This is a genomic window from Actinomyces sp. oral taxon 170 str. F0386 (assembly GCF_000195595.1).
Classification (GTDB): domain Bacteria; phylum Actinomycetota; class Actinomycetes; order Actinomycetales; family Actinomycetaceae; genus Actinomyces.
Genome location: NZ_GL882544.1, coordinates 192,773 through 213,963, shown reverse-complemented (window position 1 = coordinate 213,963; position 21,191 = coordinate 192,773). Strand labels below are relative to the sequence as shown.

Annotated in this window: 19 protein-coding genes, 1 tRNA gene and 1 pseudogene; 11 read left to right on the top strand and 10 right to left on the bottom strand. The window is 66.1% G+C overall.

From position 1 onward, the window contains the following. Positions 1 to 2: 2 nt before the first annotated feature. A complete protein-coding gene (locus tag HMPREF9056_RS08990) occupies positions 3 to 1,454 on the bottom strand; it encodes an AI-2E family transporter (RefSeq protein ID WP_034514338.1) in 1,452 nt (483 codons plus the stop codon). A gap of 69 nt (positions 1,455 to 1,523) precedes the next feature. On the opposite strand from HMPREF9056_RS08990, the gene HMPREF9056_RS08985 reads away from it, so the two are divergent. Together HMPREF9056_RS08985 and HMPREF9056_RS08980 are read left to right on the top strand one after the other, a co-directional pair. Further along, complete coding sequence (locus HMPREF9056_RS08985; protein WP_009404647.1) at positions 1,524 to 2,438, top strand: D-hexose-6-phosphate mutarotase; 915 nt, start codon at positions 1,524 to 1,526, stop codon at positions 2,436 to 2,438. A gap of 113 nt (positions 2,439 to 2,551) precedes the next feature. After that, positions 2,552 to 2,642 (top strand) — tRNA-Leu (locus tag HMPREF9056_RS08980). 71 nt (positions 2,643 to 2,713) lie between these two features. On the opposite strand, the gene HMPREF9056_RS13730 is transcribed toward HMPREF9056_RS08980, so the two are convergent. Further along, the gene (locus HMPREF9056_RS13730; protein ID WP_296496440.1) at positions 2,714 to 3,133 is read right to left on the bottom strand and encodes a DUF805 domain-containing protein; all 420 of its coding nucleotides are present in this window, start codon (positions 3,131 to 3,133) and stop codon (positions 2,714 to 2,716) included. A 374-nt stretch (positions 3,134 to 3,507) separates the two neighbouring features. Further along, on the bottom strand, positions 3,508 to 4,044 hold the full coding sequence (locus HMPREF9056_RS08975) for a DUF805 domain-containing protein (protein WP_009404644.1): 537 nt from the start codon (positions 4,042 to 4,044) through the stop codon (positions 3,508 to 3,510). A 188-nt stretch (positions 4,045 to 4,232) separates the two neighbouring features. Here HMPREF9056_RS08975 and HMPREF9056_RS08970 point away from each other — a divergent pair. Next, positions 4,233 to 5,511: pseudogene (locus HMPREF9056_RS08970) on the top strand (MFS transporter). On the opposite strand, the gene HMPREF9056_RS08965 reads toward HMPREF9056_RS08970, so the two are convergent. Then, complete coding sequence (locus HMPREF9056_RS08965) at positions 5,439 to 6,659, bottom strand: hypothetical protein (protein WP_253269997.1); 1,221 nt, start codon at positions 6,657 to 6,659, stop codon at positions 5,439 to 5,441. The pseudogene HMPREF9056_RS08970 and the gene HMPREF9056_RS08965 overlap by 73 nt on opposite strands. A gap of 174 nt (positions 6,660 to 6,833) precedes the next feature. Then, on the bottom strand, positions 6,834 to 7,937 hold the full coding sequence (locus tag HMPREF9056_RS08960; protein ID WP_009404638.1) for a hypothetical protein: 1,104 nt from the start codon (positions 7,935 to 7,937) through the stop codon (positions 6,834 to 6,836). A 408-nt stretch (positions 7,938 to 8,345) separates the two neighbouring features. On the opposite strand from HMPREF9056_RS08960, the gene HMPREF9056_RS08955 reads away from it, so the two are divergent. From HMPREF9056_RS08955 to HMPREF9056_RS08930, 6 genes are all read left to right on the top strand, one after another. Then, on the top strand, positions 8,346 to 9,488 hold the full coding sequence (locus tag HMPREF9056_RS08955; protein ID WP_009404637.1) for a bifunctional GNAT family N-acetyltransferase/nucleoside triphosphate pyrophosphohydrolase family protein: 1,143 nt from the start codon (positions 8,346 to 8,348) through the stop codon (positions 9,486 to 9,488). Positions 9,489 to 9,536: 48 nt separating this feature from the next. Beyond that, the gene (locus HMPREF9056_RS08950) at positions 9,537 to 11,048 is read left to right on the top strand and encodes an MFS transporter (RefSeq protein ID WP_009404621.1); all 1,512 of its coding nucleotides are present in this window, start codon (positions 9,537 to 9,539) and stop codon (positions 11,046 to 11,048) included. Next, a complete protein-coding gene (locus tag HMPREF9056_RS08945; protein WP_009404619.1) occupies positions 11,045 to 11,611 on the top strand; it encodes a TetR/AcrR family transcriptional regulator in 567 nt (188 codons plus the stop codon). Before HMPREF9056_RS08950 ends, HMPREF9056_RS08945 begins: the two co-directional genes overlap by 4 nt. A 61-nt stretch (positions 11,612 to 11,672) precedes the next feature. Further along, positions 11,673 to 13,724 (top strand): M3 family metallopeptidase, encoded by a 2,052-nt coding sequence (locus HMPREF9056_RS08940; protein WP_009404617.1) that lies wholly within the window; start codon positions 11,673 to 11,675, stop codon positions 13,722 to 13,724. A 48-nt stretch (positions 13,725 to 13,772) separates the two neighbouring features. After that, on the top strand, positions 13,773 to 14,873 hold the full coding sequence (locus HMPREF9056_RS08935; RefSeq protein WP_009404615.1) for an NAD(P)/FAD-dependent oxidoreductase: 1,101 nt from the start codon (positions 13,773 to 13,775) through the stop codon (positions 14,871 to 14,873). Positions 14,874 to 14,945: 72 nt separating this feature from the next. Beyond that, positions 14,946 to 15,251, top strand: coding sequence for a hypothetical protein (locus tag HMPREF9056_RS08930; RefSeq protein ID WP_009404613.1), 306 nt, complete (start codon positions 14,946 to 14,948; stop codon positions 15,249 to 15,251). A 74-nt stretch (positions 15,252 to 15,325) separates the two neighbouring features. Here HMPREF9056_RS08930 and HMPREF9056_RS08925 read toward each other — a convergent pair whose 3' ends face one another. The 5 genes from HMPREF9056_RS08925 to HMPREF9056_RS08910 all read right to left on the bottom strand — a co-directional run bounded on the left by HMPREF9056_RS08925 (position 15,326) and on the right by HMPREF9056_RS08910 (position 19,001). Beyond that, on the bottom strand, positions 15,326 to 16,306 hold the full coding sequence (locus tag HMPREF9056_RS08925) for an aldo/keto reductase (protein ID WP_009404611.1): 981 nt from the start codon (positions 16,304 to 16,306) through the stop codon (positions 15,326 to 15,328). 23 nt (positions 16,307 to 16,329) lie between these two features. Beyond that, on the bottom strand, positions 16,330 to 16,551 hold the full coding sequence (locus tag HMPREF9056_RS08920) for a sulfurtransferase TusA family protein (RefSeq protein WP_009232856.1): 222 nt from the start codon (positions 16,549 to 16,551) through the stop codon (positions 16,330 to 16,332). A 49-nt stretch (positions 16,552 to 16,600) separates the two neighbouring features. Next, entirely contained in the window at positions 16,601 to 17,686 is a 1,086-nt protein-coding gene (locus HMPREF9056_RS08915; RefSeq protein ID WP_034514336.1) for a YeeE/YedE family protein, read from the bottom strand. A gap of 204 nt (positions 17,687 to 17,890) precedes the next feature. Next, positions 17,891 to 18,013, bottom strand: coding sequence for a hypothetical protein (locus HMPREF9056_RS14900; RefSeq protein ID WP_296496472.1), 123 nt, complete (start codon positions 18,011 to 18,013; stop codon positions 17,891 to 17,893). Positions 18,014 to 18,071: 58 nt separating this feature from the next. Beyond that, on the bottom strand, positions 18,072 to 19,001 hold the full coding sequence (locus HMPREF9056_RS08910) for a PD-(D/E)XK nuclease family protein (protein WP_253269996.1): 930 nt from the start codon (positions 18,999 to 19,001) through the stop codon (positions 18,072 to 18,074). Positions 19,002 to 19,156: 155 nt separating this feature from the next. On the opposite strand from HMPREF9056_RS08910, the gene HMPREF9056_RS08905 reads away from it, so the two are divergent. Both HMPREF9056_RS08905 and HMPREF9056_RS08900 read left to right on the top strand, forming a co-directional pair. After that, complete coding sequence (locus tag HMPREF9056_RS08905) at positions 19,157 to 20,278, top strand: peptidase M50 (RefSeq protein ID WP_034514335.1); 1,122 nt, start codon at positions 19,157 to 19,159, stop codon at positions 20,276 to 20,278. 40 nt (positions 20,279 to 20,318) lie between these two features. After that, positions 20,319 to 21,191 carry a bifunctional 2-polyprenyl-6-hydroxyphenol methylase/3-demethylubiquinol 3-O-methyltransferase UbiG gene (locus HMPREF9056_RS08900; protein WP_253269995.1) on the top strand — a complete coding sequence of 291 codons (873 nt, stop codon included), beginning with the start codon at positions 20,319 to 20,321 and terminating at the stop codon, positions 21,189 to 21,191.

The window sequence follows — 21,191 nt, the reverse complement described above, 5'->3', positions numbered from 1 at the left end:
GTCTACTCTCTGCGGGAGGAGTACGCGGGCAGCTCGCCAGTGACCGGAGCGTCCTTGGTATGCAGCTCGGAGTAGACGGACCAGGCCACGCTGATCAGCGGCACCGCGACGATCGCCCCGAGCAGTCCGGAGGCGTAGGTACCCAGAGCCACGCCGATGATCACCACCACCGGGTGCAGCGACACCTGCCGGCCCATGATGAGGGGCTGAAGAATATGTCCCTCGATCTGGCCGATGCCGGCTACTCCTACGCCGACGACGATCATGGTGACGAAGCCGCCCGAGGCCAACGCCACCACCATGGCCACAAGCATCGCCAACGGTGCACCGATGATCGGGATGAAGGCGCCGATGAACACGAGTACTGCCAAGGGGGCCGCCAGCGGGATCCCCACCAGCTGCAGAAAGATCCCGGCCATGATGGCGTCGGTCAGTGCCACCAGCACAGTGCCGCGTGCGTACCCGGCGAAGGTGTACCAGCCCGCACCCGCAGCCCGGTGGGTCGACTCGCGCATCGTGGCGGGCAGCTCGTTGAGGAACCAGCGCCACATCCTCCCCCCGGAGGCGAGGAAGAAGATTGTCACAAACAGTGCCAGGGCCAGGACCGTGAGCACGTCAACGACTGCGCTCGCGTTGGAGACGACTTCAGAGGCCAGGGAAGGGGCGTTGGACTGCAGATAGTGCTGCCCCTGGCGGAGCCAGAGCTGGAGCTGGTGATAGACCTGCTGCTGCGTCAGATGAAGCGGACCGCGCTCCAGGAACTCCATGATCGTGTCGAGGCCGTCACTGAACTGGGAGGCCAGGGAGTTCCACTGGCTGGTGACCGAGGTGACCACGTAAGTCACCAGTCCGGCGATCGCCCCGATAGTAGTCAGTAGAGCCAGAAAGGTCGCCGGGTAGCGGGGCATGATCCTGGCGAAGAGGTTGACCATCGGCTGGAGGATAGAGGTGAACACCAGCGCCATGAACAGTCCGATGAAGACTGGGATCACCTGGGAGGTGGCGTAGAAGACAAGACCGATGACAATGATGATGCCCAGTCCCAGCCAGGCCCCTATGCCGCCTTGCACCAGCCAGGAGGGGAGGGAGCTCATGACAGAGGAACGAGTCGTCACCGTTTCCGGGAAGGACACCGACGGCGCCACCCGGACGTGGGTGGTGGACACAGGGGGAGCGGAGCTCGTGGTCGTCTCCTCGGCTGCGATGGGCTCCCAGTGCAACTGGTAGTCGCGGTCCGCCTGCCTGCGCCTCTCCGCCCAGTCGATCCCCCGATCCAGGACCGAGCGAGCACTTCTGAGCCGCCCAAGAAGGCCACTGCTGCTCACTCGGGACGACTTCGTTCCCGAATCAGGTGTGCTACCCGACTGGTGGGAGCTGGAGCACTGCGAGGACTCGGGAGCTCGAACGGGCACGTCCTCTGACGAATCTTCTGACGGAGAGCTGCTTGTTGCCATGGGGTAAACGTTCAGTCCTTCGCTGGTCATCGGGCTGACGAAACACGGACAGCCTACTAGCGTGGCCCCATGACCGCCCCGAATGTCAGCAATCCGACTCGCTCCGCCGCGACGGCGAACCAGGTGCGTCTGCCACGCACCGCTGCGCTGGGACCGGGGCGGGGAGAACAGCCACGGCTCCTCATCGACGCTCCGGCCGGGGCCGCGGAGATCTACCTTCACGGCGCCACCGTGACCTCGTGGGTGCCACGCGGTGGGGCAGAAGTCATCTTCACCTCACGGCAGGCGGTCTTCGACGGCGCTACCGCTATTCGTGGAGGAATTCCTCTGTGCCTGCCCGAGTTCGGTGCCGGCATCAACGGAGATGCCGTACCAAAGCACGGTTGGGCGCGCATCGCCCCCTGGCGACTGCGGACGGTCACCAGTACCGATGACGGCGGCGTCCGTGCTCTTCTGAGTGTCAGCCGCGATCACCTGACGGCGCTCTGTGAGATCCAGATCGGCGAGACTCTTCGCCTGGGCCTCAGTCTTCGCAACGATGGGACCGAGCCCCGCACGGTAGAGGCTGCTGCCCACACCTACCTGTCGGTCCACGACGTCACCGCCAGCCTCGTCAGCGGACTGGCCGGTGCCTCCTACAGTGACAATCTGGCTCGCAGTCCGCAGGAGCTCCGCCAGGTGCAGGACGGTGACGTGAGAATCACCGGACCGGTGGACCGCATCTACGACTCCGCTGAGCCGGTCACGGTGACCGACCCCGGGCACCGACGCGCGATCCATATCGACAAGCGCAACGCCCCCTCCACCATCGTGTGGAACCCCTGGTCAACCTACAGCGCCCCGCTGCCGGACATGGCCGACGACGAGTTCCCCACCATGGTCTGCGTCGAGAGCGGAGCGGTGCGAGAGCACGCACCCACCATCGAGCCCGGGGCGAGCTGGTCAATGCAGGTGACCCTGAGCGTCGAGAATGCCGGAGTGTGATGGGAAGCACTTGAAGGTGGTTTGGTGGCCTTGGTGGCCGTCATGCTAAGTTTCTCTGCGTCGCCGGAGCGAGATCCCGGTGGCACCGCTGAAAGGCGGAACAGACAACATGAGTCCGAGTGGCGGAATAGGTAGACGCGCTAGCTTGAGGTGCTAGTGCCTTATTAAACGGGCGTGGGGGTTCAAGTCCCCCCTCGGACACCACCAAGCATATGATCCCCGGAACCCTGAGGTTCCGGGGATCACTTCATGTTCGGGCTGGCGCTAGATCGGCGTCAGCTCCATTCTGGACGGTAGAGGTCCGGGCGGGACTCGAAGCAGCACAGGATGAGCGGCACGATTCCCAGTCCAACGAGGCCCAGCAGGACGAACCATCCTGACTTCCCGTTGTCATGAAGACGACGCACCATGACGGCGAGGGACGGTACAAGGATCACAAGGGCGTAGACACTGTACAGAAGCAGAACCAGGCCGCTGCCGAGAAGCGCTCCAGCGGCTGCGTCCTCTGAGCCCGTCCCTGCTCCCGCAAGAATGATGGCAACGGCCAGTACGCCGAGAACAGTGGGGATGATTACCTGGTACAGCAGGAAAGACCACCAGAACTCGGACGGGGAGGCGTAGCCGCGGAACTGGGCGTAGCGCTGGAAGTAGCGCTTGGCGGCGTCGCCGAAGCTCGCACCCGGGAGAGGGGCAATATCGGGGGTCAGGGGCGGAGTCCCGAATCCGAACTGGTTGGGAGCGCCGTAGGGCGCCTGGCCGCCATAGGGTGCAGGGCCGCTTCATAGGACATGAATCCTCCAAGTGAGACTGAGAGACGTTGGGGAGCAATGCATCCATGGCGTCTCGAGGGAGATACAGAGCCATACGCGGGTCAGCATGGCGCAGGCAGCCTAGAGGTAGAAGCCCTTCGCTGTCATCTTGACAACGCATCGTGAAGTGGGGAGAACTTCCTCTTGTCCTCCCAGCCCTCTTGACTTGACGGGTCTTGTTCCACGACGGAGCAATTAACACGTGATCCCCAGAACCTTGAGGTTCTGGGGATCACGCTGCTCTGAGAAGAGGGCGGACGTCAGCTCCACTCGGGGCGGTAGAGATCCGGGCGGGACTCTGACGCAAGAAGGACCAGCAACCAGATCGGCCCGGCTACTGGTACGAGCAGGATGAAGAACCAGAGTCCTGATTTTCCAGTGTCGTGCAGGCGCCGTACCAAAGAAGAGAGATTGGGGAGCAAAACTGCGAGACTGTAAAGCGAGGAGATGCCGGACGCGATGTAAACACTGCTGGGATACACAGGCGTCACTGTGGGGTCGCCGTTCTGGGCCGCCTCGATGACGGTGGACATGGCGCTCAGTATCGGAATGATCATGAACAGGGAGAAGGCGCAGCTGATGACGAAGTTCATCAGCCACGGCCACCAGTACTCCGAGCGGGAGGCGTAGCCGCGGAACTGGGCGTAGCGCTGGAAGTAGCGCTTAATAGCCTCGCCGAAGCTCGCACCCGGCAGAGGAGCGATATCGGGAGCCAGGCCCGGAGCCCCGAACTGTTGAGGAGCGCCGTAAGGGGGCTGGTTGGCAGGGTACGGGGTAGGTCCGCTTCCGTAAGACATTCATCCTCCATGTAAGACGAGGTCGAGGGATTGTGGGCATATGCGCAAGAGCCAACAACTCTTGTGGTGCACGAACGCTCTGCCACCGCTAGCCTAGGCGTTGGGCATCGTTGTGACCATCCCTGCTCAGACATATCTCATGGGCAGTACTGCCCGAGAATCTCGTTGCTCTCCGGTAGTCTGTATCGATGCGTTCCGCTGATCCTCTGGGCAACCGTCTGAGTACGGACCGGAGCCCTGAGCTGATACGCGCACGATCCGGGGTCTACCTCGTGTTTCTGGCCAATGGGCTGGGCTTCGCGAACCTGGTTCCACGCTTCCCGGAGATCGTGGAGCAGCTGGGTCTGAGCAAAGCGGCCTTCGGGCAGGCCGTGGCGGCGGCCAGCGTCGGAGCACTGGTGGCAGGGCTGGCCGCGTCCTGGCTCATCTCCCGCCTGACCTCGGCCAGGGTTGCCAGCCTGGGCATGCTCGTCGTGGCTCTGGCACTTCTTGGCGCAGGCCTGGCCCGCTCATGGATCGTCCTGGCCGGCTGCCTGCTGGTCGTGGGCGGGACGGACGCCATCGTCGACGTCGCACAGAACGCCCACGGCCTGCGGGTCCAGCGCCGTTGGGGTGCATCGATCGTGACGAGCTTCCACGCGGCCTGGTCGCTGGGGGCGGTCCTGGTCGCTGGGGGCGGTCCTGGGCGCGGCCATGGGGCAGGCCGCGGCTGGAGCCGGTGTGGGACCGGGAGCCCACATGATGCTGGTAGCTGTGATACTGCTGGCCATCTCGGTAGGGCCCCTGCTTGCGGGCTGGTTTCTGCCCGGTCACGACTCTGAGGAGCGCACCTCCGACCACGCCGAGGTCTTTGACACCTCCAATGACTTCAACCATGAGCCACCGATGGCTTCGTCTCGTCGTCCGTTCCCAGTGACGGCTCTTGTTCTCAGCGTCGTCGGGGTGCTGTGCGCAGCATCCATGTTTCCCGAGGACGTCGCCATGAACTGGTCATCCTTGCTCCTGTCCGAGCAGGGCGCAGCAGCCGGCCACGTGGGGCTTGGGCTTGTGGCGCTCCAGGGGACGATGATCGTGGGGCGCCTGGTGGGCGACCGGATCATCGACACCGTCGGTCGGCGCGCCGTCATCGCCTGGGGTGGAGCGCTTGTGACCCTCGGCATGAGCGTCTCCCTCCTGCTCTCCTCCGTCCCCGGAACGCTCATAGGAATGGCCATCTCCGGAGCAGGCTGCGCCGTCGCCGTACCCGTGACCTACTCTGCGGCCGACGACGTCGAAGGTCTCCCGCCCGGGCTGGGGCTGACCATCGTGTCCTGGCTGGCCCGTCTCACCGGCCTTCTGGCCCCACCGGTTGTCGGCTGGCTCGCCGATAGTCACGGGCTGTGGGTGGCCCTTGCCTACGGATTGCTGGGAGGCCTCATCATGGTCACCTGCTGGCCGATCCTGCGTCGTCGTTCTGCGTCTCGTTGACGGGCCCAGACGATACCGGCCACGATGGTGGCGACAACAGCGATCACTGCGATTCCGATGCACACGGGAGCGCTCAGGAGGAATGCTGATGCTCCCGAGGCGTCCGTCGAGCCTTCTGAACGGCGCTGAATGAAGAGCAGGATGCCGCCCACCCCGCACAGGGCCCAGAAGGTGCGGGCCGTCACGTTCCAGCGGTCCCGGCGAAGGCGCGCCGCGCACCATCCGGGCAGACTGTCGACGTCGACGTCTCGCAGGCCTACTCGGCGGGGAGCATCATCCCCGGGAACGTGCGTCGGATAGGCGGCCAGGAGCCGATCGCATGACTGGAGTGATGGAATGATGGCCATTCCCACCATTCCTGCGCCGACCATCATTGCGGTCGCTACCCGACCGGTGCTCAACATCTCCCCGCCCTTGAAGAAGACGTAGTAAAGGCCGATGATGGCCATCACTGTTAGTGACGTGGCAACGACTCTCATCCTGCCCTTCCTGACGCTCTTCGCGATGCTGTAGGCGTCGGGCCAGGCCGGACCCATACGGCCGTCAAGTGTGACGCCCCGCCTGCGCGTCTCCCCGTGGGGGTGGGTGACGAGGTCTGGACGTAGCCCCGCCTCCACGTCGAGCGGGCGTGATGATCCCGGCTGCTGCCCGGTCAGCCGGGTGAGGGTCGAGCGCAGGAGCTGCCACTGCTCCTCGGCGATGAACTCAGGTGTCCGCAGGATCCAGGCGCTTCGGAGCCCCACGGCCGTGATGAGTAAGCCCAGGACGACGAATCCTGCGGGCACGAACAGCATCGGAGAGCTAAACGTCGAAACACGTCCGTACGCCTCTTCGTCGATCCTCATCATAGGTACGGCCATGCTGAGAATGAAGAAAGAGATGAGGGAGAAGAACACCCCGAAGCCGGCCACTGCCAACCTGCTCCACATCCCCGAGCCCCATTGCTTGCCGGGCGCCGCTGTTCCGGGATTGTAGGAGGAGACGGCGGCCTTGACCGCCTGCTCGACCTGTTCGCGGCCGGCAATGGATGCAGGGACAGTGAGACGCTCACGAACCAGGGGCAGTCTGGAATCGGATCCGAGCCCCGACTCGTAGTAGTACGTGCGCTGGGTGTGCGGCTGTCCATTGCTACCAGTCGTGGTGCTCACCGAGATATTGCTGACGCGGGCGGGAACCCTCTGCTGAACTGTGACGACGGCGCCTTCCTGGCGTACTCGCACAGCCGGGAGCTTCCAGCGGGCGATTGCGAGGCCATAGCGACGACTTTCAGCAGGGTTGATCATACTCATGATGGCTTGTCTCCATGGGGTGATGGGAAGGGCTCAGACGAGTCCTGCCCGACGTCGGCGCTCAGTGTCACGGTGTCGGGCCCAGAGATGGCCGATAGCAAGGGTCAACAACGCCAGTGCGATCGTCAGCGATACGATCACGGGGGTTGTGAGAGGTAGCTGCGGCGCTGAAGGTGAGGAGTCGAATATCGCCTCGGTGTCGAAATGCGCGAAGGCGTAGAAGGCGAGAAGAAAGCCAACAGCCATCGGCGGCCAGAACGCGGCTGTCATCACACGCCAGGTGTCCTCCCGGCGTCGTGCTGCGCACCAGGGTTCAAGGCTCGCCACGTCAATATCCTCAACCTGCAGGCGGTAAGGCTGCTCCTCTCCGGGAATCGCGGCGGGATGAGCCAGCAGCTTTCGGTCGCACACCCGCATCGACCCGATGATGACGACAGCGGCGATTCCTGAGCCCAGGAGCACGAAGGGAAGAACAGGCAGTACACCAAGTCGCACGAACGACCCGATGACCAAGGAGCCGAGGACCAGAAAACAGGAGAAGATGACGGCTGCCTTGGCTGCTCGGCCCCGTGCTTCTCGGCGAAGTCTGGCGATATCTGAGGAATCGGGCCAGGTCGGCCCCATACGGCCGTCACGCGTGGCGCCACGTGCAACGGTGCCACCGCCCGGATGAGTGATGAGGTCCCGTCGCCGCCCAGCCTCAATGTCCAGAGGACGCGACGAGCCGGGTTCCTGCCCAGTCATCTGTGTCAGCGTGGTGCGAAGTAGCCCCCACTGCTCCTCTGCAACAAACGGGGGAGTTCGCAGTATCCAGGCCCGGCGGAGGTTGGCAGTGGCCAGAAGCGCTCCGATCAGCATGAAGATGATGATCGGGATCAGAAAGATGCTACGCGGATCGAATCCAGCGGGAGCCGGGGAGCTGGAGAAGGCCAGCTGGATGCGCACCGCGATGAAGATGGCGGCAGTCACGATGGCGAGGCCAAGGAGCCCCTGCACCACATGGCGGACTACGCCGGAGCTGACCTGGGCCGAAAGTGCAGCGGATCCAGGATCGTAGGAGCTGACTGCGGTATCGACCGCCTGGCGGACGCGCTGCTCGTCAACGGCAGACGCTGGGACGGTGAGACGCTCGCGCACCAGGGGGAGAGTCTTTGCCGACGTCAGACCGGACTCGTAATAGGGGACTCGCCTGGTCCGGTACGGAGAAGGCCTCAGTGGCGAGGAGACAGTGTCACGAGACCTTGCCGAACCCGTTTCGCCAGCGTTGTCCACGCCGTACCTGTGCTGTTCGACTCTGACGACGCGGGCGGGAACCCTCTGCTCGACCGTGATGACGTCGCCCTGTCTGCGTACGTGCACCGTGGGCAGCTTCCAACGGGGGATTGCGGGACCGTGGCGTTGGCTCTCAGGTGTGGGGGCGGTAGTCACTCAGGCTCTTTTCGTCGGGGGCGTCGCCCTCGAGCATAGGCCCACGAAATGACCTGGGAGAGGATTTGAGGGTCTCGTCAAGAGTGAGGCAGGGGAGAGGCGTTAGCATCGGCCTCCATGGAGCACTTTGAGATGACTGTTGCTGCCGAACCCGGTCTGCCCGCTCTTGTCCTGTCGGTCCCGACCGGCGACGACGTCGACCGCATCGCCGAGATCTGCCAGGAGGCCGACATCCAGGAGTGGACCGTCATCCCCCGCGGATATCAGCGCAGTGACGCCCGGATCTTCGTCGAGGAGATCGTCGTCAAGGGCTGGATCGAGGGGAGTACGCTCACCTGGGCCGTGCGTGAGGCCGGTGCGGACGGCTCGTCGGCAACCCTCGTGGGGATGCTCAGTGTCACCCTGAGTGGCCCTGAAGGTAGTCGGACGGGAGAAGTCGGCTACTGGCTCACTGGTGCCGCGCGAGGTCGCGGCACCATGACCCGCGCCGTTGCTGCCCTCATCGATATGGCCTTCGATCCGGACGGTCCCCTGAACCTGTCTGCACTGCGGTGGCGCTGCGACATCCATGACTCGGGGCGCGGTCCGGTCCCCAACTGGGCCTCCTGGAAGGTCGCCTGGTCGCTCGGCTTCCAGCGTGAGGGACGAGTACGCCGATTCCTGCTCAATGACGGAGCGCTTCACGACGGCTGGATAGCCACCCTGCTCCCCGATGACCCGCGCGAACCGCAAGCACCCTGGGACGGCCCTGTCGATGCCGACGGCACTGTGCCCCTCGTGGCGCACGACGGCGTCGGAGAGCGCGAAGGCAATGATCCCGAGGCCCTCGTGCGCCGCTTCCATCACGTCTACGGACTTCCCGTCCAGACCGACGGCGCCAGCCTCGAGCGTGAGAGCCTGCACATGCGCATGAGTCTCATCGCCGAGGAGTTCGCCGAGCTCGTCGGCGCCGTCTACGGGCAGGCCGCGCGCAACGAGGTTGAGTCGGGTTACCGAAGCGCTGTGGCCGTCGATGGCGGTGGTCGTGACGCCGTCGAGGCTGCCGACGCCCTGGCGGACCTCGTTTACGTCATCTACGGCATGGCGTTGGAAACCGGGATCGATCTGGCGGCCGTGCTGGCGGAGGTGCAGCGCTCCAACATGTCCAAGCTGGGCGCCGACGGAAAGCCGATCTATCGCGAGGACGGCAAGGTGCTCAAAGGTCCGGGCTACTTCGCGCCGGACGTGGCCCAGGTGCTGCGTCACCGTCGCCTGCGCTGAGTGGAGTGCATCGTCACGCCGAAACTGAACTGTACATACAGTAAAGTTATGGTTGTGACTCGTTCTCCCGGACTTCGTGCCTGGGCGGCTCTGGCCGTCCTGACTCTCGCCGTGACCCTGCTGGCCATCGACTCCACGGTGCTGGCCCTGGCGATTCCCTCGCTGAGCGCGGACCTGAGGCCCACGGCCAGCCAGCTGCTGTGGATCGGTGACATCTACTCCTTCACCCTGGCGGGCCTGCTGGTGACCATGGGCAACGTTGCTGACCGTATCGGCAGGCGACGTCTCCTGCTCATCGGGACCCTCGGCTTCGGTGCGGCCAGCGTCATAGCAGCCTTCGCGCCGAGCGCGGGAACTCTCATCGCAACGCGTGCACTGCTGGGCATCGGCGGTGCCACCATCATGCCCTCCACCCTTTCCCTCATCCGCAACATCTTCCCCAATGCCAATCACCGCGCCACCGCCATCGCGATCTGGTCGGCCGGAAGCTCCGGTGGCACCGCACTGGGGCCGCTGGTCGGTGGGGTCCTGCTGGAGAACTTCTGGTGGGGCAGCGTCTTCCTCATCAATGTTCCCGTCATGGCGGCCGTCGTCATCACCGGACTGTGGCTCTTGCCCGAGTCGAAGAACGATCAGGGCGCCCCGGTGGATGTAGTTTCTGCGATGCTGTCCGTTCTGGCGATCGTGCCGATCGTCTATGCCGTCAAGTCCTTCGCCCACAACGGTCTGACGGTCATCGCCGTGGCTGCCCTGCTCGCAGGCCTCGGCGCCGGAGGGGTCTTCCTACGGCGCCAGCGCACGCTGGCCACGCCGCTGATCGACGTCGATCTGTTCAAGCGGCCCGCCTTCACCTGGGCGATCATCGCCACCGTGCTGGCGATCTTCTCCCTGGCCGGTCTGCTGTACTTCTTCTCCCAGTATCTGCAGCTCGTCCGGGGCTACTCCACGCTCCAGGCGGGCCTGACCGAGCTCCCGACCTCTCTGGCCTCCATCGCCGTCGTGGTGGTCGTAGCCTCGGTGGTACGCCGACTCGGAAACGGCCGGGCGCTCGGAGGAGGCCTGATTCTGGCGGCAGTGGGCCTCCTCGTCGTTGCTGTGGGCGAGTCCTACGGCGGGATCATCGTGATCTGCGTCGGTCTGCTCATCATCGGTGCCGGCATTGGCCTGGCCTTCACAGTCTCCACCGGCGCGGTCCTGGGGTCGGTGCCGGCGGACCGGGCCGGAGCCGCCTCCGCCATCTCAGAGACCGGCTTTGAGCTCGGTGTCGCCCTGGGAATCGCCGTGCTGGGAACGACCCAGGACGTCGGCTACCGGCTCATGCTCGGGCCTGCCCTCTCGGGTCTTCCGAGTCGGGTGGTCGACGCCGCTGAGCAGTCGCTGGCAACCTTGTCTGGCGTCATCGATCCGACTGACCCCGCACAGGCCCAGCTGATGGCACACGCTCAGACCGCCTTCATCCACGCCATGCAGGTCACAGCCGTCATTGCCGCGGCGATCCTCCTGGTGGCAGGCGTCATGGCAGCGCGTCATGTTCCGGCTACGAGTGAGGAGACCTCGTGAGAACCTCGAAACGGGACCGCATCATCGCCGGAGCGCTCGAGCTCGCCCACCGCGACGGCTTCGACACGCTCACCTTCGACGCCCTGGCCGAGCACGTCGGGCTGACGCGCGGTGGAGTCATCTACCACTTCCGCAACAAGACCGAGCTCCTGGAAGGCATTGCGAGCGCCTTCTTCGAGCGCTGGCGGGCCGAGGCCTTGGAAGCACTGGGAAAGCCGTTGGAGGAGGCAAGCCGGGCCGAGCGCATCGAGGCTCTGGTGCGCTCCGTCGTCGACGGTGAGATCCTGCCCGGGGAGGTCAGCTTCATGCTCTCGGCGACGCCAGAGGCGGAGATGCTCAAGGACGCCTGGGACGCGCTGCGCCACGAGTGGGTTGGGGAGACCTCTGAGCTGACCCCGATGCAACGTGTGGCACTGCTGGCAGTGGATGGATGGTGGGCGAACCGCGCTGTCGACAGTGACAACCAGGACCCCGATGACCCCGCCATCGCCGGTCTTATCGTGTCCCTAGCGGCGGGAAACGCGCCTGACCAGGTACGTGGCAGATCTTCCGGTAAGGACTAACGACCCACAAATGTCTGCTTGTTGTGCTTGAGAAGGCCCAGGCTCATGGCACGATGGGCCCATGAGCGAGACCACTGACGGCACCGACCTCCCGGAGTCGAACGTCTTCGCCAGGCCATGGCTGCTCGACCTGGGCCTGCCCGGCTTCACGGCCGTGGACCACGCTGATATCGAGCCGGCCATCCGGGCAGGGATGGCTGCCGAACGCCAGGAGTGGGAGGCCATCGCTACCAACAAGGCCGAACCCACGATCGCCAACACCGTTGATGTCCTGGAGCGATCCGGAGATCTCCTCGAGCGGGCGCTGACGGTTCTGGACGCACTGACCTCCGCCACCGACTGCCCGGACCTTGATCAGCTCGAGGAGGCGCTCGCTCCCGAGCTGGCGGCGCACTCCGACGCCTACCACCTTGACTCACGTCTCTATGAGCGCTTCAAGGCACTCGACGACCTCGTCGCTGCCGCGTCCGATGGCGAGCAGGCGCGCGACGCCGACGGCGCAGTCATTGACGCCGAGACCGCCCGTCTCATCCGCCTGACCGTCGAGGAGTTCGAACGCAACGGCGTCGGTCTGAACGAGTCGGAGACCGACGCCCTCAAGGAGATCAATGCCCGCGTCAACGCGCTCAAGATGCGTTTCTCCGTCCTGGCCACTGAGGCCATGCACGCCGCTGGTGTCTCCAACGTCACGGTCCCGCCTGTTCTGGCCACTACGCGCCCCCACCCCGCCCGGCTCGCCCTCCTGGAGAAGTCCATGAGCCGGGGACTGGGCGGGCAGGGCGGTGCTGGCGACACTCGAGGTATCGTCCTGGAGCTCGCGGTACTGCGCGCCGAACGGGCTGCTCTCCTGGGCTACCCGCACCACGCCGCTCTCGTGGCCGCCGAGTCGGCCGCCCGAACCACCGAGGCGGTGTCCGAGATGCTGGCCCGCCTCACCCCTCTCGCCATGGCCAATGCCCGTCGCGATGCCCAGGTCTACGCCGCCCGCATGGACAGTGACCCCCAGACCCAGTCGGGAGAGACCTTCGGCCCTGCTGACTGGCCTCTCTACGAGGCCGCCGAGCGCAAGAACCGCTTCGGTGTCGACGATGAGGTTCTGGCCCCCTACCTGGAGCTGTGGAGCGTGGTCACCAAGGGTGTCTTCTACGCCGCCACCCGCCTTTACGGCATCACCTTCCATGAGCGTGAGGACCTGGCCGAGCACATGTACGCACCGGGCATCCGGGTCTGGGAGGTACGCGACGGCGAGGGGACTGACGCGCCGGTTCTCGGGCTCTTCGTCGGTGACTACTACGCGCGAGCCGGTAAGTCCGGAGGGGCCTGGATGGACAGCCTCGTCACCGGCTCAACACTCACCGGCCGCAGGCCGGTCGTCATCAACTGCTGCAACATCGAGCAGCCCACCTCCGGCCCGGCCCTGCTGACCTGGGACGAAGTCATCACCTGCTTCCACGAGTTCGGACACGCCCTGCACGCCCTGTTCTCCAAGGCCCGCTACCCCTCGGCCTCGGGGACCGCCGTGCCTCGGGACGTCGTCGAGTTCCCCAGCCAGCTCAACGAGAAATGGGCCCTTCATCCCGAGGTGCTGTCCAGCTACGCACGCCACGTGGACACCGGTATGCCTCTGCCGGTCGAGCTGGCCGAGCAGCTGCGCGGCCAAGGCACCTTCGGTCAGGGGTACGCCACTACGGAGTACCTGGGAGCAGCCCTGCTCGACCAGGCCTGGCACACGCTCGCCCCGGATGAGGTCCCAAGGGACGTCCATCAGGTCGAGCAGCTCGAGCACCGAGCTCTGGCCAAGGCCGGGATCAATGACGCGCTCGTGCCTCCGCGTTACCGCACCACGTACTTCTCCCACATCTTCGCCGGCGGCTACAGCGCGGCCTACTACGCCTACATCTGGAGCGAGGTCATGGACGCCGACGCCATCGCGTGGTTCACCACCGATGGAGCGATCGACGGCGACCTCGGCCTGAACCGTCAGGCAGGGGATGCCTTTCGTCGCGAGTTCCTCTCCCACGGCGACTCCCGGGATCCCCTGGTCTCCTACCGCGCCTTCGCCGGGCGCGACCCCAGCATCCTGCCTCTTCTTCAACGTCGCGGACTCACCTGACGGGCGCAGTCCGCATTCTCACCCTCTCATCACCGGAAGGAACACACTATGGCTCGCGTCACCATCGTCGGCGGTGGATACGGCGGCATCACCGTCGCCAAGGCCCTCGACGACGTCGCCGAGGTTACCCTCGTGGAGCAGAAGGACACGTTTGTCAGCCACGCCGCAGCGCTGCGGGCAGCGGTCGACCGCGACTGGGCGGAGAAGATCTTCCTGCCCTACGACCGGCTGCTGGCCAACGGACACGTTGTTCATGGAACGGCGCTGGCTGTCCGCGGCACCACCGTCGAGGTCTCCGGGCACGGACCGATCGAGGCCGACTACCTGGTGCTGGCGACCGGGACCGCCTACCCCTTCCCGGCCAAGCACATGGAGTCCTCATCTGTCATCGCCAAGGCTCGTATCGAGCGGGTTCACGCCAACCTCGAGCAGTCCTCGAGGGTACTTGTCGTGGGAGCCGGCGCAGTCGGCATCGAGTTGTCCGGTGAGATCACCTCGGCCTTCCCGAACATCAAGGTGACCATGCTGGAGTCCGCCGACAGGATCCTGCCGGCCGGCGACTACAAACCGGAGATCCGCGAGGCGATCTCCGACCAGCTCGCCCAGCGCGGGGTGGAGGTCATCACCGGTGACTCTCTCAGCTTCCTGCCGCCGGTCGATGTCGGCGTTCTCTCGCCCTTCCGGGTCACCACTCAGGGCGGGCGCCCCCTTGAGGCCGACATGTGGTTCCGCGCCTACGGCTCGGCGGCAGCCACCGGATTCCTCAGCGAGGACTACGACGAGGTGCGTCACTATGACGGCACGATCCGCGTCGACGACTACCTGCGAGTGGTCGACCACCCCGGCGTCTGGGCGATCGGTGACATCACCGACGTGCGCGAGTCCAAGCGCGCCGACGCCGCCCGGGCCCATGCCCGAGTCGTCGCCCAGAACATCACCGACCTCATCGCGGGGCGGGAGCCCGGTACGACCTACACGCCGGGAACCGAACGGATCATCCTGCCCCTGGGGCCCGACGGGGGCGCCTCACAGATCCTGCGCGACGGCGTGCGCGTCGTCGTCGGATCTGAGGAGACCAGCAGGATCAAGGGAGAGGACCTCTTCCTGGGCTTCATCCGCCAGGAGCTGGGGATTGAGCAGGAGGCGTAATCGGACGCGACGCGTCCCCGTGTTGAGTTGCGCCTGTGTGCTGGGCGAGGGAGAGCCGGTAGTGTGTCCTACATGACGAACGATCCGCGGTCCGCGCTCAACCGACTCATCGCCGCCTTCGAGGCGCACCTGGATGCTGCCGCGACCGGTGACGAGCTCTCCCCGGCCGTGGTTGCGGCTGAGAACGCCCTCCAGGACGCCTTCTTCACCTACGACGACTCGCTGTTCACCGCCTATGGCATCGAACTTCCCTTTGAGGCCTTCGACTCCGACAGCGATGACGATGACGACGAGGACTACGACGACGGCGAGTATGACGAAGATGATGAAGAAGACGACTACGACGAGGATGACGAGGACTACGACGACGAGGACTGACTGACTTCTTCTCACTCAGCTGTCGCTCAGCGGTGGGGCCCGCGCCAGGTGCGCGGGCCCCACCGCTTCGCGGCTCAGAAGCGCTCAGGATATCCGAGTTGCACGGAGGTGACCTCGTCCAGGGCATGGCGGATCTGGACCGGAAGCTCCAGATCATCGGCTGAGAGCACGCCCTGGAGCTGAGCCGGGGTGCGCGCCCCCACGATGGTCGAGGAGACCCCGGTGGCATCGCGGGCCCAGGCCAGGGCCACTTCCGCCGGCTTACGGTCCAGACCCGATGCGGCGGTGGCCACGGCCTCGACGACCCCTCGGTGAGGGTCGCCCAGGTAGGGGGAGATGTAGGAACGCAGGTGGGGTGAGGCCGCCCTCGAGTCCGGAGGGATGGTCGCCCGGTACTTGCCCGTGAGGACTCCTCGTCCCAGGGGCGCGTACCCCAGGATGCCGAAACCCAGGGCCTGGGAGGCTGGCATGAGCTCGCGCTCGATGCCCCGGGAGAGCAGTGAGTGCTCGACCTCGACGGCCCCCAGTCCCGGCCCTCGGCCGGCCTCGCTAAGCAGGTCGTGCATGCGCACCGAGGCCCAGGCCGGGTGGTTGGCGATGCCCACGTAACGGGTGCGCCCGGAGGAGACGGCCAGGCTCAGAGCGTGGGCCGTCTCCTCCAGGGAGGTGGTGGGGTCGGGCACCTGAACCAGCAGCAGGTCGAGGTGGTCGGTGCCCAGCCGGGCCAGGCTGGTATCGAGAGTGTCGAGCAGCGAGCCGCGCGAGGCGTCGGCCACAGAGGACCGCTCCCCGGTGCGCCAGGTGCGTACCCCGGCCTTGGAGACCAGGACGAGGTCCTGGCGATCCACGTGCTCGCGCAGGAGCGCGCCGATGACCTCCTCGCTGACGCCTTCGCCGTAGGAGGCGGCGGTATCCACGAGGGTGCCCCCAGCGTCGAGGAAGATGTCGAGCTGCTCCTTGGCCTCGAGCTCGTCGGTGTCCCGGCCCCAGGTCATCGTGCCCAGGCCCACGGAGGACACGCGCAGGCCGGTCCGGCCGAGTCTCCTGTGCTCCATAGGCCCAACCGTAGCGGTTCGGCCTACTTGCGTACGGTGATGGTCCAGGCTGCGTCGCCGGTGCGCTCGAACTCAGTGACGGTGTAGCCGTTGTCAGCAGCCCAGGCCGGCAGGGACTGCGTTCCCTGGGTGCAGTCGAATCCGATGACGAGTTCGTCGCCGATGTCGAGGTCCTCCATGGCCTCTTCGGCCTCGATGACGGGGAAGGGGCAGACCTGGCCAGTGGTTTCCAGAACAGTGCGCATGAATCTCTCCTTGGTGACGGTGTGGTGCTGATGAGGTGCCGACGCGGTGTCAGACGGCGGTGGGGACGCGGGTAGCGGCGCGCTCGGCGCGACGCCGTTGCCGGGGGCTGATGAGGAGGAACCATGCGGCTGCCCCGACCCCCAGAACCTGGAAGACGAGGGCGATCCAGCCTTGCCATGACAGGAGCGAGGTCTGCACCAGGGCGTTGCCAATCGAGCAGCCGCCGGCCCAGACGGCGCCGACTCCCATGAGAATGCCGCCGGTGATGGAGCGCTGGATGATCTGGGCGTTGGGCACGCGGACACGGAACTCGCCGGAGGTCTTGGCCGCTATGTAGGAGCCGATCAGGATTCCCAGGACCAGGAGTACGCCCCAGTCGAGTCGCTTGGTGTCACCAGTGACGATGAGTCCTACCAGGTTTGACGACGGAGTCGTGATTCCGAGCCCGTCCTGACGCCCCGAGGCCCAGGACGTGGGCCAGGCGACGATGGCGACGATCCCGACGAGGAGTCCCGTGACCAGTGGGTTCCACTGCTTCTCCAGCAGCAGGTGGGCCAGTCCCGTACGCTGTGCGGGCAGCTGGACCTGGGCGGGGCGACTGCGCCCCAGAACGACGAACCGGTGCACGACGACCCCGGTGATTCCGGCCAGGATGACGACGCCGGCCCAGTCAGGCACACCTATGGTGGCGGGGATCGTGGTGAGGTTGGTGACCCACAGTCCCTTGACCCATGTGGTGAGGCCGGACAGGACTCCCGTCTTCGACGCAGCTGCGGTGGTGGCGTAGGACACGAGCGCGAACCAGGAGCCGACCAGGCCTTCGCCGGCGCGGTAGTAGGTGCCTGTGGCGCAGCCTCCGGCCAGGACGATCCCGACTCCGAAGAAAAAGGAACCGGCGACGGTGGCGACCACTGACAACCTGGGGATCTCAGGGTTGATGAAGCCGACTCCGGTGAGGGCGGCGACTCCGACCGCCTGAATGGTGATGGCCAGCAGGAAGGCTGTGAACCAGCGCCAGGAGCGGGAGACCCATAGGTCACGGAAGGCTCCGGTGATGCAGAAACGGCCGCGTTGGAGGATGAATCCGAGAACGGCTCCAACGGCGAGCCCGGTCAGGACGGTAGGTGACGGCATGATGTGGTCCTTGTCCGGCTGCTGCTTTGAGACGCAAGCAGCCTGCGTGGGGGACCGGTGACGCAGCGCAAGCGTGGAAAAGACTGAGACAACAAGCCACGTCATCCGGTGGGGGAGTGAGGAGGAGACCTGGCTGGACGCGGTTGTCCGGGCGCCGTCTCAGGGGCGCCGGGAGCCGGAGAGAACGATCTGTCTGAGACCGTCTCAGAACGCCCGAACCAGGCAGCGCATACACATGCCGGCCCCGCGCAGGGCGATGCGGGCGGTACGAGCCTGGGCGACGTTCATGTGCTTCTCCGTTGCGACGTGGTTGACGACGGTTGTCAACTGCCACGGACTGTAGACGAGAGCTTGCCCTGTAGCAATTCTGGAACGGAGGCCGAGATCAGGCGGCAGTGCGTCGGGCACTCAGGAGACGGGCGAGCCCGTCGTCGGGGATCTGCGGCGTGGTACCGCCGAAGATTGGGCACTGGGCATGGAAGGCGCACCAGTCGCACAGGCGGGAGCGTTGAGGGCGGAAGGACCCGGTGCGGGCACAGTCCTCGACCTCATCCCACAGATGTGTCAGGCGGGTCTCGGTCCGTTCCAGCTCGGCCAGGCGAGGGTCGTGGGTCAGAACACGCCCGTCCTTGAGGTAGACCAGCTGGAGCCGGGTCGGTGCCCGACCCCGCAGGCGCCACAGGACCAGGGCGTAGAAGCGCATCTGGAACAGCGCCTCCTCCACGAAGCGCGTGCCCGGGCTGCGGCCGGTCTTATAGTCGACCACGCGCATGGCGCCGTCGGGCGCCACATCCAGGCGGTCGACAAAGCCCCGCAGGAGCAGACCATCACTGGTCTCGGCCTGGACGAAGAGCTCGCGCTCCGCGGGTTCCAGACGCTGCGGGTTCTCCAGGGTGAAGTAGGTACGAATGAGTCCACGCGCTTCCTCCAGCCAGGTCTCCACCTGAGTCGGATCCTCGAACAGTCCCATGACCTCCGGACTCTTCTCCCGATGAGACTCCCACTGACCGGGCAGCAGTTCGAGAGCCACCTCAACGCGGCGTTCGGAGACCGGTAGGTCGTAGAGACGTTCCAGCACGCCGTGAACGACCGTTCCCTTGTGCGTAGCCAGGGAACCGGGCTCGGGGAGCCGATCGACCGTGCGCAGGCGGAACATGAGCGGGCACTGCATGAAGTCCCTGGCTCGGGAGGGGGACAGGGCTGCGCGGCGTCCACCGCCGGAACCTCGCCCCGGGTTGCCGCCCGCTCCCGGCCCAGTGGGTCTGCTGTCGGTGTGGGCCGATGATCTGGTGACGATATGAGGGTCGCTGGGCATGAAGGTGACGCTACCGCGAGGAGGTGACGTGGCGTCGGATCTGGGAGGTGACTCGTCCACAGCATGCCCTCTCATTGGGCATCGGAGCTGGCTGTGGCCCCGGGCAGGTCGGGCGCATGCGGTGTGCTGCCCTTGACAGCGTTAGGCTCGCGCCCATGCCTGCCTCCACATCAACCGGCGAGTGGGTGATCGCCCGCATCGGTGGTGCCCCCGTCGTCATTTCGCCGACCTCGCTCCTGCTCGGCCTGCTCATTGCCGGCAGCTGGTACCCACTGGTCTCCGCCGCCCTGGGGCCCTTCGGAACCGCAACGGTGCTGCTCGTGGTGGTCGCCACGGTCTTGGGCGTGGCCGCCTCGGTCCTGCTGCACGAGCTGGCCCACGGGATGACGGGCACCCTGATGGGGCGTCGCCCCACACGCTACGAGCTCTACCTGTGGGGCGGGCGTACGTCTTTCGGGCCGGCAGACGAGTGGACCGCTTGGAAGGACCTGGTCACCTCCCTGTCCGGTCCAGCAACCAATCTGCTCATCTGGCTGGTCGGTACGCAGATGCAGAAATCTGATGATCTGTCCGTTCCCGTAGCCTTCGCCGTGTGGGCCGTGACCCTGGTCAACCTGGCTCTGGCCATTTTCAACGCCCTGCCGGGACTGCCCCTCGACGGCGGCTACGCTCTGGCGGCGCTCGTGGTCCAGGTGACCGGAGATCGCCGGCTCGGCCTCAAGGCCGCCGGCTGGGGCGGACTCATCGTGGTCGGCGGTGTCGTGTGGTGGTGGATCCTGCGCCCACTTGTGCTGTACGGCCGCCAGCCCGGCGCCTTCAACCTCGTCCTGGTCATCATGGTAAGTTGGTCGATCGTGGACTCCAGCCGGCAGGTGCTCGAGCTCGGGGGAGGTGCCCGGGCCGCCTCGAGGCTAGACCTGCGCGAGCTGTCCCGGCCTGTGCACGTCGTCGGACCCGATGCGTCCCTGTCCCAGGCTCGCAAGGCGATTGCCGGTGGAGCCGCCCTGGTTCTGGTGATTGACGGGACCGAGCTCGTGGGCGCGATCGACGAGGCGTCCCTCGACGAGGTTGGGCTCGGTGACACAGCGGACTCCGCCTCCGATGCCGGTGTGACCGCGGGCCAGGTCTGCACGGTGCTGCCCGCCGCGGCGGTGACCAGCGAGCTGACCGGGCAGGCGGCCGCAGACGCCATGAAACGGGCTCGGGAGGTCTCTCGTTGGCTGGTGCTAGTGGACTCGGGGACCCTGAGCGGAGCCGTGCCCACCGGTGCGCGCTGAGGAGCAGCGGCGCCAGCCGGCTCCCCGCTACGCTGGCGGCATGACAGAGCCGGACCCCGATACCGTGCACCGCACCCACTTCGTCGATAACCGCGCCAACTGGGACGACCGTGCCACGCTCCACGAGGCCTCCGGCTACGGCATCGCCGAGCTTCTCGCCTCGCCCACAGCGCTCACCAAGGACGTCACCGATGACCGGGAGCTCCTGGGGGATCTGGTCGACCTCGACGTCATCCATCTCCAGTGCCACCTGGGGCTCGACACGATCAGCCTGTCCCGGCTGGGGGCGCGGCGCGTTGTCGGTCTCGACCTGTCCCCGCGGTCACTGGAGCGGGCTCGGGAGCTGGCGCGGCGGGCTGGTGCCCGCATCGAGTTGGTCGAGTCCAACGTCTACGCAGCCCGTGAAGCCGTGACTGGGGACTTCGACCTGGTTTACACCACGCTGGGCGTTCTGTGCTGGCTGCCCGACATCGACCTCTGGGCGCGTGTCGTGGCCCGTCTGCTGCGCCCTGGCGGACGCCTCGTCCTGCGCGATGACCACCCCGTCTTCATGGCTGTCGGAGACGACACCTCCCAGGGGCTCAGCCTCCACGAGCCCTGCTTCCAGCAGGAGGAGCCCATGACCTGGGAGAAAGAGGACTCCTACGTGGAGGCCCCCGAGGGCGCCGCGCCGATCACCCACACCCGCAGCCACCAGTGGAACCACGCGGTGGGGGGAGATCCTCACCGCCCTGCTGGGGGCGGGCCTCGTCCTGGAGGAGGTGAGCGAGGCCCGTGTGAGTGCCTGGTACCGCTGGCCCGACCTCATGGAGCCCTGCGAAGGCGGTTACCGCTTCACCGACCCGGCGATGCGCGACATGCTGCCTCTCAGCTCGTCGTCGTTGCCCGCCGGCCGGGCGGGTCCCGGCCGTAG